Annotated in this window: 16 protein-coding genes and 1 tRNA gene; 10 read left to right on the top strand and 7 right to left on the bottom strand. The window is 70.6% G+C overall.

Annotation, left to right across the window (positions count from 1 at the left end; genetic code table 11):
• Window positions 1-35: 35 nt before the first annotated feature.
• Entirely contained in the window at window positions 36-506 is a 471-nt protein-coding gene (locus WMF14_RS27865; protein ID WP_437292911.1) for a DUF4150 domain-containing protein, read from the bottom strand.
• Window positions 507-534: 28 nt separating this feature from the next.
• Entirely contained in the window at window positions 535-1,614 is a 1,080-nt protein-coding gene (locus tag WMF14_RS27860; RefSeq protein WP_437790855.1) for a DUF2169 family type VI secretion system accessory protein, read from the bottom strand.
• A 232-nt stretch (window positions 1,615-1,846) separates the two neighbouring features.
• Here WMF14_RS27860 and WMF14_RS27855 point away from each other — a divergent pair, with 232 nt between their 5' ends.
• The 5 genes from WMF14_RS27855 to WMF14_RS27835 all read left to right on the top strand — a co-directional run bounded on the left by WMF14_RS27855 (window position 1,847) and on the right by WMF14_RS27835 (window position 6,494).
• Entirely contained in the window at window positions 1,847-2,878 is a 1,032-nt protein-coding gene (locus tag WMF14_RS27855) for a synaptic vesicle VAT-1 family membrane protein (RefSeq protein ID WP_437790853.1), read from the top strand.
• 91 nt (window positions 2,879-2,969) lie between these two features.
• On the top strand, window positions 2,970-3,149 hold the full coding sequence (locus tag WMF14_RS27850; RefSeq protein WP_437790851.1) for a hypothetical protein: 180 nt from the start codon (window positions 2,970-2,972) through the stop codon (window positions 3,147-3,149).
• Window positions 3,150-3,425: 276 nt separating this feature from the next.
• Entirely contained in the window at window positions 3,426-4,379 is a 954-nt protein-coding gene (locus WMF14_RS27845; RefSeq protein WP_437790849.1) for a hypothetical protein, read from the top strand.
• Window positions 4,380-4,611: 232 nt separating this feature from the next.
• Window positions 4,612-5,697, top strand: a complete 1,086-nt coding sequence (locus tag WMF14_RS27840; protein WP_437790848.1) for an AAA family ATPase — start codon at window positions 4,612-4,614, stop codon at window positions 5,695-5,697.
• Entirely contained in the window at window positions 5,694-6,494 is an 801-nt protein-coding gene (locus WMF14_RS27835; protein WP_437790846.1) for a hypothetical protein, read from the top strand. The genes WMF14_RS27840 and WMF14_RS27835 overlap by 4 nt, the downstream gene beginning before the upstream one ends.
• 30 nt (window positions 6,495-6,524) lie before the next feature.
• On the opposite strand, the gene WMF14_RS27830 is transcribed toward WMF14_RS27835, so the two are convergent.
• Together WMF14_RS27830 and WMF14_RS27825 are read right to left on the bottom strand one after the other, a co-directional pair.
• Window positions 6,525-7,259: a sigma-70 family RNA polymerase sigma factor gene (locus tag WMF14_RS27830; RefSeq protein WP_437790845.1), complete on the bottom strand. Its 735-nt coding sequence runs from the start codon at window positions 7,257-7,259 to the stop codon at window positions 6,525-6,527.
• Window positions 7,256-7,561 (bottom strand): hypothetical protein, encoded by a 306-nt coding sequence (locus WMF14_RS27825; protein ID WP_437790843.1) that lies wholly within the window; start codon window positions 7,559-7,561, stop codon window positions 7,256-7,258. Before WMF14_RS27825 ends, WMF14_RS27830 begins: the two co-directional genes overlap by 4 nt.
• Before the next feature lie 168 nt (window positions 7,562-7,729).
• Here WMF14_RS27825 and WMF14_RS27820 point away from each other — a divergent pair, with 168 nt between their 5' ends.
• From WMF14_RS27820 to WMF14_RS27805, 4 genes are all read left to right on the top strand, one after another.
• Entirely contained in the window at window positions 7,730-9,304 is a 1,575-nt protein-coding gene (locus WMF14_RS27820; protein WP_437790841.1) for a protein kinase domain-containing protein, read from the top strand.
• A 78-nt stretch (window positions 9,305-9,382) separates the two neighbouring features.
• Window positions 9,383-9,691: a hypothetical protein gene (locus WMF14_RS27815; protein WP_437790840.1), complete on the top strand. Its 309-nt coding sequence runs from the start codon at window positions 9,383-9,385 to the stop codon at window positions 9,689-9,691.
• Window positions 9,688-10,800, top strand: coding sequence for an AAA family ATPase (locus WMF14_RS27810; protein ID WP_437790838.1), 1,113 nt, complete (start codon window positions 9,688-9,690; stop codon window positions 10,798-10,800). Before WMF14_RS27815 ends, WMF14_RS27810 begins: the two co-directional genes overlap by 4 nt.
• Window positions 10,797-11,423, top strand: coding sequence for a hypothetical protein (locus tag WMF14_RS27805; protein ID WP_437790836.1), 627 nt, complete (start codon window positions 10,797-10,799; stop codon window positions 11,421-11,423). Before WMF14_RS27810 ends, WMF14_RS27805 begins: the two co-directional genes overlap by 4 nt.
• 176 nt (window positions 11,424-11,599) lie before the next feature.
• On the opposite strand, the gene WMF14_RS27800 is transcribed toward WMF14_RS27805, so the two are convergent.
• The 3 genes from WMF14_RS27800 to WMF14_RS27790 form a co-directional block, all read right to left on the bottom strand.
• A tRNA-Thr gene (locus WMF14_RS27800) sits at window positions 11,600-11,671 on the bottom strand.
• 48 nt (window positions 11,672-11,719) lie between these two features.
• Window positions 11,720-12,586, bottom strand: a complete 867-nt coding sequence (locus WMF14_RS27795) for an alpha/beta fold hydrolase (RefSeq protein ID WP_437790834.1) — start codon at window positions 12,584-12,586, stop codon at window positions 11,720-11,722.
• Window positions 12,587-12,725: 139 nt separating this feature from the next.
• Window positions 12,726-13,490, bottom strand: coding sequence for a peroxiredoxin (locus WMF14_RS27790; protein WP_437790832.1), 765 nt, complete (start codon window positions 13,488-13,490; stop codon window positions 12,726-12,728).
• Between the two features lie 78 nt (window positions 13,491-13,568).
• Here WMF14_RS27790 and deoC point away from each other — a divergent pair, with 78 nt between their 5' ends.
• Window positions 13,569-14,522: a deoxyribose-phosphate aldolase gene (gene deoC, locus WMF14_RS27785; protein ID WP_437323010.1), complete on the top strand. Its 954-nt coding sequence runs from the start codon at window positions 13,569-13,571 to the stop codon at window positions 14,520-14,522.
• The last annotated feature ends 33 nt before the right edge of the window (window positions 14,523-14,555 follow it).

Below are 14,555 nucleotides of genomic sequence, written 5' to 3'. Positions count from 1 at the left end.
CGCCGTGCACGTGCACAGCGGGCTCGGCCGCTGTTTCAGAATTCCTTTTCGCACGCGGCGCACACCCGCTTCGGCGCCTGCCCTGCTGGCAGGATCACCACCACCGGCCCCTGCATCACCGGGAACGGCGGCGTGTTCTTGTCGTTGTGCAGCATCAGATCGAACGCCCGCGCCACGTTCTTCCCCTCGAACTTCACGTCGAACGAGAAGTTCACGAACTCCGCCTTCCCCTTGGTCTTGCTCGACACGATCCCGCCGAGCGAGCCGGCCTCGTCCCCGGTGCTCGTGCTGAAGTTCGAGTCCTTGACGCAGACCGACTCCCCGTCGCACTTCACCTTCTTCGTGCCCTTGGCCGTGTCGCCGCTCTTGGCGATGTTCGGGTAGGGGATCGGCAGGGGCGGCGCGGGCGGCGCCGGGGTCTTGCAGACGTCCGGGAATGCGATGGTGATCCCGCTGCTCTTCGCGTGGACCACCGACATCATGTTCACGCCTACGGTCACGCCCATCGCCGTCTCCTCGAGATGCCAGCGTTCACTACGGTCGAGCTCCCTCCCGGGACCAGCCCGAGGGGACCTGTCTCCTGACAGCGCCCAGATCTTCCTCGATCGCGATCGTGCGCACGTCGTGCGGCCCATCCCGCAGCGCGACGTGCCCGCGGAACAGCGTCATCACGCGATCGGCGTCGGTGTCCACGATCACCGTATCCAACCGCAGCTCCACCTGCGCGTCTTCCTGCCGCACGAGCTCTACCCGGCACCTCGGGGCGCTGAGCCCGGGCAGCCGGAACGAGAGCCTCCCGAACGGCGACGCGTTCTCCACGAGCACCGGCTCGTCGCCCCTCAGGTATCCCGGCGCGACGAGCCCCTTGGAGGCCGCGTTGAAGAACCGCCGGTCGAAATCCTTCGGCAGGAGCGGCATCCGTTCCTTGGTCCAGGCCTCATCGTAGGTCCCGGCGAGCGTGGCCCGGGGCTGCCAGTCCGGCGAGACGAGCCCGAGTCCGGCCGGTGCGACGACCTGCCCGTAATGCTGCAGCGGATCGTTCGGATCCTCGATGTTCGGCAAGCGCAGACCCTCCTCGACGGCCGCGTTCGGCGCGCGGAAGCCGATTCCCACGGGGTTCCTCGGCTCGAGCGCATGCTTTGCCGGATCAGGGTGGGTACGGTCCCAGCCGCCGAAGGCGTGCTCGTAGTTGAGCGGGACTCGATCGAACGGCCGCGGTCGCGATGGGACGAGGCCTCCCGCGTTACGGACCCACGCCCGATCGCCGAGGACCCGCACGGCCTTCCCGACCGGACCGACGCGGAACACGACCTGGAGCTCCGCGACGGAATGGCGCGGCGCCTGCGCATGGCCGATCAAGACAACGTCCGTCGCGGGCTTGAAGAAGGCGAACGTCGGCTCGATCTTGTAGCTCGACGTGGCGGCGTCGGCCCCCCACAACTCCCCCGCGAGGCTCGGTGGCGGCTGCTGCTCGGCGCGCTCGACGCCGCGTACCGGGTGCAGGTCGAAGGTCGCCTGCACCAGCGCGACGAGGAGCGGGCGCCCCTCCTCGTCGGTCACGAAGAGAGGCTCCAGGGCAAACGGCGTCTTGTTGTCGACCGCGGGATGCCCCATGCATCGAGAGGATCTCCGATCCGCCAGATCGGCGCAACAGGTGCAGCGCGGCTCTCTTTTTCCCCCGGTTCAGCGCACCACGCGCGGCTCGCCGCCGCGGCTGGCGCCCAACCCGTGAGCGCAGGAGCGGGCCGCTTTGCGGCGCTCTCCCGCCCCGATCGGTGTACAACCGCAGCCGCCGTCTCCGAGGTGTCCGACCCGCGGTGAGGCCACATCGACCGAGCAGGTGTCCATGCGGAAGATCGTCGTCCACGAGCCTGGCAGCCACGACAAGCTCCGCGTCGAGGAGCACCCCGACCCGACCCCCGCGCGCGGCGAGGTGCTCGTCGACGTGCGGGCGGCTGGCGTCAACTACGCCGACTGCGTCGTCCGCATGGGCCTTTACGAGTCGGCGAAGAAGTACGTCGGCTGGCCGATCACGCCCGGCTTCGAGTTTGCCGGCACCGTCGCCGCGCTTGGCGAGGGCATCTCCGATCTTGCGCCCGGGGCGCCCGTCTTCGGCGTGACGCGCTTCGGCGGCTACGCCTCGCGCGTCGCGGTCCCGCGCCACCAGGTCTTCCCGCTGCCGGCGCGGCTCACGCCGGAGGAGGCGGCCGGCTTCCCCGCGGTGTTCATGACGGCGTACTATGCGCTCTTCGAGCTCGTGCGGCTGCGGCCGGGCATGTCCTTGCTCGTGCACTCGGCCGCCGGCGGCGTCGGCAGCGCGCTCGTGCAGCTCGGCAAGATCGCCGGCTGCCGGGTGGTCGGCGTGGTGGGCGCGGGGCACAAGGTCGAGGCGGCGAGGCGCCTCGGGGCCGACGCGGTGATCGACAAGAGCAGCGAGCCGCTCTGGGCGGCGGCGGAGCGGCTCGCGCCCGAGGGCTACGACGTGGTCCTCGACGCGAACGGGGTCGAGACGCTGCGGCAGAGCTACCGGCACGTGGCCTCGGCCGGCAAGCTCGTCGTGTACGGCTTCCACACGATGCTCCCGCGGCAGGGCGGCCGCCCGAGCTACCCGAAGCTCGCTGTCGACTTCCTCCGGATGCCGCGCTTCAACCCGCTCGATCTCTGCAACGACAACAAGAGCGTGCTGGCCTTCAACCTATCGTACCTGTTCAATAAGACGGAGATCCTGCGCGAGGCGATGGAGCGGCTCGTGGGCTGGCTGGACGAGGGGCGCCTCTCGGCGCCGCCGGTGAAGACGTTCCCGCTGGAGAGAGCCGGCGAGGCGCACCGGGCGCTGGAGTCGGGCAGCACTGTGGGCAAGCTGGTACTCACGCTGTAGCGATGGCTGCTCGCCGCCGCGTCGAGCGCGTTACCGCTGGCGGCGGCCTCCACGTAGCCTCCCCGAGGCTGTCGAGAGGCTCCCGGCAGAGATGAAACTCTGGGCGGAGGCTGTCGAGAGGCTCCCGGCAGAGCTGGAGCTCTGGGCGGAGGCTGTCGAGAGGCTCCCGGCAGAGCTGGAGCTCTGGGCGGAGGCTGTCGAGAGGCTCCCGGGAAGGACGAACCTCTGGGCGGAGCCTCTCGACAGCCCCGCCGGCCTCTTTTTCTCGTAGTAACGGACCTCCGCGCACGCAGGGCCCGTGCCCGACGGAGCCGCAAAGAAATCGACAGGCCCAGGTCGATTTTCGTGACCCGATCGGGGTCGCGCTCCCGATTGATCTCCTCGACGGGACGGAAGGACGCCGGGCGACGGATCCCCTTCGCGCGACGCGCTCTGTCCCGGTGGCCCTGGTCCATCGTTCGCTCGCGCTGCCTGCGCGGCGCGGCGGCGGCTCGGGTCGAACGCAACCAACAGACTCCCTTTCCGAGGAGATTTCAGGAGGAGAGATATGCCTGCTGTGACGAAGTCGAAGAAGCGCTCCGTGACCGCTGCCGCCTCTGGAGAGCCGTCGTACGCTCCGCCCATCTACGATCCCGCGGCTGGCAAGAAGGCGCTCGAGGCGCTCGCCCCGGAGCTCGACCGCCTCGCCGAGGCCGAGCTCATCACCGTGAGGATCGATGTCGAGGCGGCCACGTATGCGGCGCTCGGCGTCGTCGGGTTCGTGTCCTCTCCCGACGTGCGCGCGCGCTTCGCGCGGCTGCCCCGGGAGGAGTTCGACGTCACGCACGTCGACGAGCTGGAGCTCGCGTGTTTCGCCGCGCTGCACGCGCTCGCGGAGGCCCGGGCCGCCGGCGCGCTCGAGACGGAGGCGCGGCTGCCGGTCGCGCTGGTCACCGAGGGGCTGGAGGTCGAGGCGCGCATGCAGGCGCTGTGCGAGTACCAGCTCGCGGACGACCCTGCGATCAAGCCGGAGCTCGACCGGCTGCGGCCGGGCACCGGGCACCGCGACCTCGCGAACGATCTGCTCGGCTACGCGCGGCTCTACGAGCTGCGCGCCGACGTCGTGAAGGCGGACCCGAAGCACTACCGGGCCGACGACGCGGCGCGCGCGCGGGAGCTGGCCGGGGCGATGATCCAGAAGCTCTCGACGGCGATGACGCCGAGGGCCCGGCAGGCGTTCGACCGGTACGTGCGGGTCTGGACGCTGCTCTGCCTGCGCTACGAGGAGGTGCGGGCGGCAGCGCTGTGGCTGTGGCGGAAGAGCTCGCGCACCCAGGAGCGGTTCCCGTCGCTGTTCGCGGTGGGCAGGCCCAACTCGGCCCGGTCGTCGAGGAAGGAGGCGCCGAAGGGAGGCGAGGGGGACGGGCGCGGTGATGGCGGAGGCGGTGGTGGGAGCGGCAGCGGAGAGGAGCCGGGGGCGACTCCTGTCGTCCCGGAGCTCGTGACGGAGAGCCCTGGCTGAGCTGGTGTCGAGGCGCTGCGCTGCGCGCTCCCGGTCCGCGTGCAGCGCGGCGGCGAAGCGCCCCCGGGCCTCCGCCGAATGGCCGAAGGACGCCCAGGCCTTCACAGGACAGGCTTCACCGGCTGGTCCCACGGGCGTACCTTTCCGCCTGCCCGTGGCGCCTGACGCGGCGGGCGGACCCGGATGCCGCTGCTCTCCGGCCACGGGAAGCTCGACCTGTAGGAATTTCCTCATGATCACGTCCGTTCGACTCCAGGAATTCAAGGGCCATCGGGACAGCACCGTCGCGCTCGGCCGGCTCACCGTGCTCGTTGGCCCGAACGGGTCCGGGAAGACGAGCGTGCTCGAGGCGCTCGCGCTTCAGAGCCGCCTCGTGAGTCACGCGCCCCGGGACGTGTTGACGGGTGACTGGTCGCCCGGGGATCTGCTTCGCCGGGGGGCCAAGGGAGGGCGGATCGAGCTGACTTCATCGGGCAGACGGGACGACGGGCTCTGGCGCTTCCGGACCGCGCTCTCGGGATTGTCGGTGCTCGTCGAATGGCAAGCAGGCGGCCCTGCGCAGCAGTTCACCGCGCAGGGTGACCGCTCCCTCCGTGGTATGCTGCCGTGGCTGGGCGAGGTCGTCGCACCCGCGACCCTCTACAAGCTCAATGCGGAGCGCATCGCCGCCGCAGCGTACAGCGATGATCTCGCGCCCAACATTCGCTACGACGGGACCAACACCGCTGTCGCGCTTGCCGCGATCAAGCTCGGTTACGACGAAGTGTTCGAGCGTATCGAAGAGTCGCTCCGTCGAATCATTCCGAACGTGGAGCGGGTCCGCATCCGGCAGGCTAAGGTCGGACGCCCGAATCCAGAGCTGCCTCATAAATCCGAGGCCGTCGTTGGGAGCAAGGTGTACTTCGATTTCCGCGGCGCCCCTTCCGTCCCAGCGCACGCGGCGAGCGAGGGCACCCTCATCACACTGGCGCTCCTGACCGTGCTTCACGGCCCGAACCGACCGAATGTCCTGCTCCTGGACGACTTCGCCGAGTCGCTCCACCCGCAGGCGCAGATGGAGCTCGTGCGGCTGGTCAGACGCCTGCTCGAGGAATTCAACGATCTCCAGATCGTCGCCACGACGCACTCTCCCTACATCCTCGACGAGCTCGACCCCTCCGAGATCTACGCCTTCGCGCTCCGCGACGACGGCACAGTGGCCCTCAAGCGCCTCTCCGAGCACCCGCAGGCGAAGGAGGTGAAAGGCACGCTCTCGGCGGGCCAGCTCTGGAGCATGGATCCAGAGCGAGACTGGGTGCTCGCCGAGAGCGCGCCGTGAAGCTCCTGGTCTTCTGTGAGGCCACCGCCGACTTCCTGACAGTGAGCGCTCTCGTGGACCGCGTGCTTCACGACGAGGGGCCCTCCTGGGTGAGCGATCTCCTGCGTTCGCACCCGGAGTCCATCCGTAAGTGGGAGAGCGATGGCCACGGCAAGGAGTTCTTCGACCTCCACAAGCTCGAGGCGTACAGGCGAGACCTCGGCAACGTGCGCTTCATGCCGGGGCATTTCGACGGAGTGCGCGGAGCGGCGGGCGCCCAGGCCGCGAGGAACGCGCTCGCGATCGCGCGCGAGGTAGGGAAGCGGGATCCGTCGACCCGCCTGGGAGCGGTCTTCATCGTCTGGGACATGGATGATCAGGGGGAGCTCCGCCGGAAAGGGCTTGCTCAAGCCCGGACCGAGGCCTCGCGGTGGGCGTCTTTTCAAATCGTCCTCGGCTGCCCTGATCCGATGCGCGAGGCCTGGGTGCTCGCGGGGTTCGAGCCCGAGTCGGACGAAGAGCACGCTCGCCTCGGCGAGCTTCGACGCGAGCTCGGCTTCTCCCCCTGCGACGAGGCGCACCAGCTCAACGCGAAAGACGAGCAGGCGAAGCGGAACCCGAAGCGGGTGGTCCGCCGGCTCATGGGCGACGATCGTGAGCGTGAGGCGCGCTGCCTGACCGAAGCGCCGCTCGAGCGGTTGCGGGAGCGGGGCGCCGTCTCTGGGCTGCGCGAGTTTCTCGGGGAGGTGAAGGCGCGCGTCGTGCCGCTGATCCAAGGGCCCTCTGCGAGCGCTCGGCATGCTCGACGGCAAGAATAGCGGCAGCGGCGAGACGCTCCGCCTGGTGCTCTACCCGGAGGTCGCTCCGGAGAGCCCCACCCGATCCGGCGCTGCGGCGCCGCCCTGCGCGCGCTCCCGGTCCGCTCGCAGCGCGCCGGCGAACCGCTTCTGGGCCTCCGCGCTGCGCCGCTTCGCGGTCCGCTCCGAGCAGCCGAGCGCCGCGCCGATCGCCTGCCAGGTCCGCTCCTCGACGTGGCGGAGCACGAGGATGCGCCGCTCGTCGTCCGGGAGCCGCGCCAGCGCAGCCTCCACCGCGCGGATGGCGCGGTCGTACGTGGCGCGGATCCGCTCGCCCTCCTCGCCCTGCGCTGTCAGCGCGCGGCCGACGAGGCCGAGCACCGCGGCGGCCGCGACCTGGTCGGCCATCCCGTCGGCCTGCGCAGTCGTCTCGGCGTCGCCGTCGGCGAGCACGTCGCTCGTGTCCTGCGCCGCCTCGGCGGCGTCGTAGCCGTCCTCGCGGGCGGCGCGCCAGTGCTTCGACTCCTGCTGCAGCGCGTCCGACAGCGCGCCGTCGACGCGCCGCCACGCATAGACCTGGAAGGGGACGCCGCGGGCGGGATCGAAGCCGAGCGCGGCCTCGTGGAGCGCCTGGACCGCGGCGGAGCGGAGATCGTCGGCCACGTAGTGCGCGCGCGTCCGCCGGAGGAAGTGGCCGCAGAGCCTCTCGACGAGCGGAACGGCCTCCGCGACGAGCGCCTGCTGCTCGGGGCTCAGGGGCCTCCGCGGCCGGTCGCCGTGGCTCATCGAGCGCCGCCTTGCCCTCGCCCCTTGGCGCTCGCCTTCGCTGCGAGCCGTTGCGCGGCCTCGGCCAGCGCCGCGGGCTCGCGCCGGTCGACCTCGCCGCTCGCGGCGGGGGGCGTGCGCGGGCGGAGCCGGTCGACGAGCGGGGCGGCGACGGGGTGCGTCGCGAGGAAGCGCGCGGTCAGCGCGCGCAGCGCCTCGAGATCCTCGGCGGGCAGGAGATCGGCGTACGGCGCGACGGCGTGGGCGACGCGGGCCTCGAGGGTCGGATCGCCGTCATCGGGGTCGGGGCGGGGGCTCGACATCGGGCTCCGGGGGCACGCTGCCCGCTGGCGCTGCATGCGCTCGGCGCGCTTCGCGCGATGGACACCCGACGCTACCTTTCCCAGGGAGGGTCAACAAGGGCAGAGAAGCGAGGAGGGCGGGGGCGCTCTCTCGCCATCGTCAGCTGCTGCGAGGTAGGGTGTCGCGAGGTGACGAGCGTCGATGAGCCGCTGAGCCCCGGCGCGCTGTTCCAGGGGCGCTTCCTGATCGATCGCCTCCTCGGACGCGGCGGGATGGGCGAGGTCTGGGCCGCCCTCGACACGGCGCTGGAGCGGCCGGTGGCGATCAAGATCATCCACCGCTCCCTCGCGGGGGAGGCGCGTTACGCCGAGCGTTTCCTCCGGGAGACGAAGCTCGCCGCGCGGGTCGCGCACCCGAACATCGTGCGGCTGTACGACGCCGGCAGGGCCGCGGACGGGCGGCTCTTCATGGTGATGGAGCGCGCCTCGGGCGTGCCGCTGCGGGAGATCATCGCGGGCGGCGCGCGGCTCGATGCGGTGCGCGCGCTCCACTACGCGATCCAGATCGCGGACGCGCTCTCGACGGCGCACGAGGCCGACCTCGTGCACCGCGACGTGAAGCCCGAGAACATCCTGGTGAGCGACGGCGTGCGCGCGCGGCTCGTCGACTTCGGCGTGGCGAAGGACGCGCGGGGCGTGGGCCTCGGGCTCACAGGGCAAGGGAGGGCGGTCGGGACGTCGCGCTACATGGCCCCGGAGCAGGTCGCCGGGGGCGCCGTGGACGCGCGCGCGGATCTGTATGCGCTGGGCGTGGTCCTGTACGAGATGCTGGCCGGGGCGCACCCGTACGCGGTGCTCGACGAGGCGTCGGGCATCGGGGAGACGGAGATCCAGGCGGCGCACGTGCACCTGGAAGCGACGCCCCTGCCGGAGGTGCTCCCGGGCTGTCCGGAGGCGCTCTGGACCGCGGTGGCCAGGTGCCTTGCCAAGCGGCCCGAAGCGCGGTTTGCGCGGGCGGCGGAGCTCGCGGCGGCGCTGCGCGAGGTGGCGCGGAACGCGGTGACGGCAGAGAGGGCCGCGGACGACGCGGGCGCGCGGCAGCTCCTGAGCGAGGCGGCGGACGCGGCGAGGGAGCGGGTGATCCGGGAGCGCGCGGGGACACCTCGGGAGGAGAGGGCGGCGAGCGCGGTGCAGCTGGTGGCGGCGCTGCCAGGGCAAGGGGTGATGCCGGGGAGCGCGGCGCCGGGCGCGGATGCGTGGAGCAGGCTTGCGATGGCGCAGCGGTTCAGGGTGGAACCGGCGTGGGGACTGGGTGCGTCGAATGCGGGGACGGGGACCCGGAGCGAGGATGCAGCTGGCGGGCAGCCACTGCGGGGGCCGGTGCTGCCCGCAGCAGGGGGTGAAGTGGCGGGGTCGGCGTCGGGGGAGGGCGCGAGCGTGATCGAAGCCGGCGCGGGAACCAGTCTGCTGGTGAGCACGGAGCGGTGGGAGGGGGCGGCTGCTCCGGTGACAGGAGCGGGGACGCGGGTGAGCACGGAGCGGTGGGAGGGGGCAGCGGCTATCACGGCGGCGGTGCCAGGAGCAGAAGCAGAGCGGCTGGCGAGGACGGAGCCCTGGGATGCGGCAAGGGTTGGCGCGCGGTCGCCAGGACCGCGCGCGGCATCTCCGCCGACCAGGCGGGGGCTCGTCGTGCTTGTCGTGCTGGCGCTCGGCGTGGCCGTGGTGCTGATCGCTGCGGTGATGCTGGGTCTCGCCCCGGCGTGACGCAGCGCCGTCGGCGGGCTGTGGTTCGAGAGTCCAGGCTCCACATCCGCGATTCCTGGCGTACTCTTCGCCCCGTCCATGCCCAGCAAGCGCCAGGTGTTCGACCTCCTGTCCCGTGACGAGCTCGCGGAGCTCGTCGGCCGCTGCGATCCGCTCGTCCAGGATGGTCGCTCCAAGGCCCAGCTCGCCGACGCGCTCGTCGGCCGCGGGCGCTTCCGTGGCGCGGAGCCCCGGCCCGAAGTCCTCCAGGATGAACCGAGCCGGCGCGGCTTCGAGCGGCTGCACGCCTTGCCCCGTCTTCCGGAGCGGCTCGACCTGCGGACGGAGAATGTCGTGCACGCCCTTCAGGGCAGGCGAGCGGCTGACGCCCACGTGGAGCTGCCATGATTCACACCTTCTACGCTCGGAACTACGGCTGCCTGGTCAATACCGAGGCCTCGCTGACCCCGCTTCATGCGTTCATCGGTCCGAACGATAGCGGCAAGAGCACACTGCTGCACGGCATGCGGACCCTGGTGCAGTTCGCTGGATCCGGCTTTCAGCGGGATGATGATGAGGATACGTGGGAGCCCTTTGATCCCTATCTACCCACGACGTATCCATCCCATCAACCACCGGGGAAACCGCACGACATCCTGCTTGAGTGCGGCGTCGACGGGGGCTGGTTCGCCATCGCAACGGGGCTGCAAGACCTGGAAGCGTATGCCAGCGAGCGGCGTGGCAGCGATACGTCTGTAGGTCACGATCGGTCGGATGTTCCATGGCACTGGGAAGAACTCAGCGTACTGTGGAGGGCCAACCGCCCATCGGATCGGCAGATCCGGAACCAGCTCCGCCAGGCGAGACTCGTTCGCTTCGACCCAGACGCGCTTCGCCAACCAAGCGGTCTGATCCCTGAAACGCGGCAGGTCGGCTTCTTTGACGACCGGGGTCATGGTCTGGCCGGCATCTACTTTGCCATCCGCAACCGCAACGACGATGCTTTTTCCCGCATCGTCGACGACGTTCGCCGCCACTTCCCGACGATCAAAGGCCTTCGTGTCAAGGCAGTGACGAGCAGCAAGGTCGTCCTGGAAGTCGAGCTCGTGAATGGCGCGCGGGTGGAAGCCGCTCGGCTCAGCGAGGGCCTCCTCTACTATCTCGCGTTCGCCGCGCTCCGCTACTTGGACCCGGTCTCGCTCCTGCTCGTGGAAGAGCCCGAGAACGGCCTGCATCCGGCGCGCATCGCCGAGGTCATGCGCATCCTCCGTGCCATCGTCCAGGAGAGCGGCACACAGGTCCTCATGGCGACCCACAGCCCGCTCGTCGTGAACGAGCTCAAGCCCGACGAGGTGTCCGTCGTCACCCGCACCCCCGGGGAGGGCACCAGGGTCAAGCGCATCAAGGATACGCCCGATTTCGAAGAGCGCTCCAAGGTCTACGCGCTCGGCGAGCTGTGGATCGCCTATGCCAACGGCGAGGACGAGGCGCCGCTCCTTGAAGGCACAGAGCCTTGATCCGCGTCATTCTCGCCGGTGAAGGAAAGAACGAGCTCGGCGGTTTCGCAGCCGAGCCGAGCTTCCGCGACGACAACCCTGAGCCAGGTGTGGTTGAGGCGCTGCTGCGGCAGGTCCGTCCCGAGGGGTGGAAGGTCGTGGACGCCATCCTCTGGAAGAACATCCCCAAACTCCGCGTGGGGATTGGCGGAAAGGGCGAGGAGCTCAACGTCCAGCGCGCGTTCCACCATGCCAAGAAGCGTGGGTGCGAGGTCTTTGCGTTCACGCGCGACCGCGACAAGGCCAAGTTCGCCCACCGCGAGGACGGCATCGAACGGGCGATCGAAGGGCTGGGCAGTTCGGCTGACCAAACGCCGGCCGTCGTTGGCGGTGTTGCCATCGAGAAGCTGGAGTCGTGGCTGGTGGCCATCGCCGGTCACCATGGCTCCGAAGAGTTGCGCAGGCCGCAAGAGAGGCTCGCCGAGCTCGGCATGAACGAGAAGGACACCGCCGCCATGGTGCGCCTCGTGGAGGAGAACGGCCTGACCAACATCCCCGCTGACGCTCACTCGTTGCGGCGATGGATCGAGCGCGCGCGCCGGGCGCTCGGCCCATCCGCGTCGATGCGCTTCGATTCCGCATGAGCTCGTACGGCTTGCGGTGTCCGGGCCCCGCCGGCTCAACCGGTAGACCCAGGCACCGATGCGGCACGTCGATCATACTCCCGAGCAGGGGAGTTCTCTGAGCGGCGCGTACATGGCCGCACCCAGCGCGCCAGCTGCTCGCCCAAAGGGCAGCGAACACGCTGGCATTCTCTTTGAGCCACCTTCGAGATTTGAACTCGAGACCTACGGTTTACGAAACCGTTGCTCTACCACTGAGCTAAGGTGGCACGCCTCTCGTCGAGGAGGCGCGCAGATTACCCACTCGCCCTGCCGAGTCAAGCTCTTTTATTTCCGTCCTCGAGCGACCCGGTTTCGCTCGCGAAGAACTCGCCCAGCCGCTCCGCCAGCTCCGCCGCCGCCGACCAGTGCATCATGTGCCCGGCGTCCGGCAGCTCGACGTGCTCCGCGCGCTTGAGCCTCGCCACCCGCTCGGCTTCGTCCTCCGGGTGCCACCCCGTCGGCCCGCCGCTCACGAGCAGCGTCGGGCACGCGATGCGGTCCAGGAACGTCATGAACGCCTCCACCTGGAACAGCAGCGGCGACGTCGTCCGGTGCATCGGATCGTACGCCCACGCGAGCCCGCCGTCCGGCTCCTCCCGCGTGAGCAGCGGCGCGCGCGTCGCCAGCACGTCGCGCGGCACGCGCGGGTGGTTCGCCACGAGCCGCGCGATCGCGTCCTTCATCGACGAGAGCCGCCGCGGCGCGCGATCGAGCCCCGCCATCTGGCGCAGCCACGCCTCGACGCGCGCGACGGCGACCTCGGGACCGCTCGCCGGCGGCCCCACGCCTTCGAGCAGCGCCAGGCGCTCGACGCGGCCAGGGAACGCGCCCGCGTAGTACACGGCGACCGCGCCGCCCATCGAGTGGCCGACCACGCCGAGGCGCGCCGGCGCGAGCGCGTCGACGAGCGCCGCGACGTCGGCGATGTAGTCGGGGAAGTAGTAGTAGCTGCCCGCGCCGACGCGGGCGCTCCGACCGAACCCGCGCTGGTCCGGCGCGACGACGTCGTGCCCCGCCCGCGCGAGCGGCTCGGCCACGAGGTCCCACGTGCTCCCTGCGTCGAGGAAGCCGTGGAGCAGCAGCAGCGTGAGGCCCGTCGGCTGCGCGCCGTCGTCGCGGAAGCGGTGGACGCAGAGATCCAACCCGTTGGTGTTCCAAATTTCCGACGACCTACGCACCACGCGCGCGCTCCCGTGTGCAGATGCTCCCGTCAGCCCTCCGCGCGGCCCGCGCGGTCCGCGCACGAGCCGCCGGCGCTCCTGCGCCGCGTGCGCGCGGGCATCACCGCTTCGCCGGCGAACCCTTCGCCGGGGGCGCCGCGGGGGCCGCCGGGGGCAGAATGGTCCCCGTCGCCACAGGAGCGGCCGTGGCCGGATCCGCAGCTCCCGCAGGCGTCGCCGCGGGCGCCGCCCCGGTCGCGGCCGGCGCCGCGGTGTCCGCCCCGGCCGGCGCTGCGCCGCCCGCCGGCGCTGGCGCGACAGGGAGCGCGGCGCCCGTGAGCTGCGCGGCGTCCTTGAGCACCTCGTCCGCGTGCACCCCGGGATCCACGTCCGGATAGACCTTCGCGATCTTGCCGTCGGGATCGACGAGGAACGTCACGCGCGCCGTCGTCCCGAGCTTCATCGGCACGCCGAACGCGGTGGCCCAGGTGTGATCGGTGTCGACAAGGATCGGGAACGGCAGCTTGTGCTCGATCGAGAACGCCTCGTGCGACTCGCGGGTGTCGGAAGACACGCCGAAGACCTGCACGTTGGCCTGCGTGAAGCGATCCCACGCGTCGCGGAACGCGCACGCCTCCTCGGTGCAGCCCGGCGTCCCGTCCTTCGGATAGAAGTACACGACCACGGCCCGACCCCGCTGGTCGGACAGCCGCTGGATCGCGCCGTGCTGATCCGCGGCGAACACGTCGGGCGCTGTCGCGCCGACCGGGATCAGCCCTTGTCCACCATCGGGTCGCTCGGCCGCGCCACACCCGAGCAGCGAGGCAAAGGCAAAGACGACAGCAAGTACGACAAAAACGACCGCAATCGGGAAGCGTCTCTTCATCAGAGCGCCACGTTAGCACGCACTCGGTAGGATCGATCCGACGCTTCTGGTACGTTCCCGCGCCAGGAGACGAGGCCGATGGCGATCTTCGGAAACGACGGCGGCGCCGCGCCCGGCGTGGTGCGCCAGGGCAGGGAGGTCACCTACCCCGATTTCTCTTCGCCCACCGTGGATAAGGTCATGGTCGAAGAGCGCGCAGCCGGGCTCGGCAAAAGGAGCATCAAAGGCCCCGCCAAGGTCGCCGGCCTCAAGCTCGCCATCTCGATGATGGACCTCACCACCCTCGAGGGGAAAGACTCCCCGGGAAAAGTTGAGCAGCTCTGTCAGAAGGCGCTTCGGCCCCACGAGCGCGCGGACATCCCTTCCTGTGCGGCGGTGTGCGTCTATCCCAAGCTCGTCGCCGTGGCGAAGCGAGCGGTCTCGGGCTCGACCGTCAAGGTGGCCAGTGTGGCGACCGCCTTCCCGAGCGGCCTGTCCACGCTCGCCGTCAAGCTCGCCGACGTCCGCCAGGCGGTCGAGCTCGGCGCCGACGAGATCGACATGGTGATCGACCGCGGCGCGATGCTCTCCGGCGAGTACGGCGCGGTGTACGACGAGATCGCCGCGACCAAGCAGGCGTGCGGGCGCGCGCACCTCAAGGTGATCCTGGAGACGGGCGAGCTCGGGACCTACGACCGCGTCCGCAAGGCGAGCCGCATCGCGATGCTCGCGGGCGCCGACTTCATCAAGACCTCGACCGGGAAGATCACGCCGGCGGCGACGCCCCCGGTGACGCTGGTGATGCTGGAGGCGATCCGCGATCACGCGCAGGCGACCGGCCGGCGCGTCGGGATGAAGCCGGCCGGCGGGATCCGCACCGCGAAGCAGGCGCTCCACTACCTCGTGCTGGTCAAGGAGACCCTCGGCGACGCCTGGCTCACGAGCGACCTGTTCCGCTTCGGCGCGTCGACGCTCCTCAACGACGTGCTCATGCAGCTCGAGAAGGAGCGGACGGGCGCCTACCAGAGCGGGGACCATTTCAGCAAGGACTGACCGCGCCGCGGGGCGGGGCCGCGTCGGTGTTCA

This window comes from Sorangium sp. So ce693 (assembly GCF_051521375.1).
Classification (GTDB): Bacteria; Myxococcota_A; Polyangia; order Polyangiales; family Polyangiaceae; genus Sorangium; species Sorangium atrum.
The sequence above is the reverse complement of the archived record's forward strand: the minus strand, read 5'-3'. Positions and strand labels throughout refer to the sequence as shown.

Excerpts from the sequence above, each read along its gene's own strand:
- WMF14_RS27865 (WP_437292911.1), bottom strand. The coding sequence starts at position 506 with ATGGGCGTGACCGTAGGCGTGAACATGATGTCGGTGGTCCACGCGAAG.
- WMF14_RS27860 (WP_437790855.1), bottom strand. The coding sequence starts at position 1,614 with ATGGGGCATCCCGCGGTCGACAACAAGACGCCGTTTGCCCTGGAGCCT.
- WMF14_RS27855 (WP_437790853.1), top strand. The coding sequence starts at position 1,847 with ATGCGGAAGATCGTCGTCCACGAGCCTGGCAGCCACGACAAGCTCCGC.
- WMF14_RS27850 (WP_437790851.1), top strand. The coding sequence starts at position 2,970 with ATGAAACTCTGGGCGGAGGCTGTCGAGAGGCTCCCGGCAGAGCTGGAG.
- WMF14_RS27845 (WP_437790849.1), top strand. The coding sequence starts at position 3,426 with ATGCCTGCTGTGACGAAGTCGAAGAAGCGCTCCGTGACCGCTGCCGCC.
- WMF14_RS27840 (WP_437790848.1), top strand. The coding sequence starts at position 4,612 with ATGATCACGTCCGTTCGACTCCAGGAATTCAAGGGCCATCGGGACAGC.
- WMF14_RS27830 (WP_437790845.1), bottom strand. The coding sequence starts at position 7,259 with ATGAGCCACGGCGACCGGCCGCGGAGGCCCCTGAGCCCCGAGCAGCAG.
- WMF14_RS27825 (WP_437790843.1), bottom strand. The coding sequence starts at position 7,561 with ATGTCGAGCCCCCGCCCCGACCCCGATGACGGCGATCCGACCCTCGAG.
- WMF14_RS27815 (WP_437790840.1), top strand. The coding sequence starts at position 9,383 with ATGCCCAGCAAGCGCCAGGTGTTCGACCTCCTGTCCCGTGACGAGCTC.
- WMF14_RS27810 (WP_437790838.1), top strand. The coding sequence starts at position 9,688 with ATGATTCACACCTTCTACGCTCGGAACTACGGCTGCCTGGTCAATACC.
- WMF14_RS27790 (WP_437790832.1), bottom strand. The coding sequence starts at position 13,490 with ATGAAGAGACGCTTCCCGATTGCGGTCGTTTTTGTCGTACTTGCTGTC.
- deoC (WP_437323010.1), top strand. The coding sequence starts at position 13,569 with ATGGCGATCTTCGGAAACGACGGCGGCGCCGCGCCCGGCGTGGTGCGC.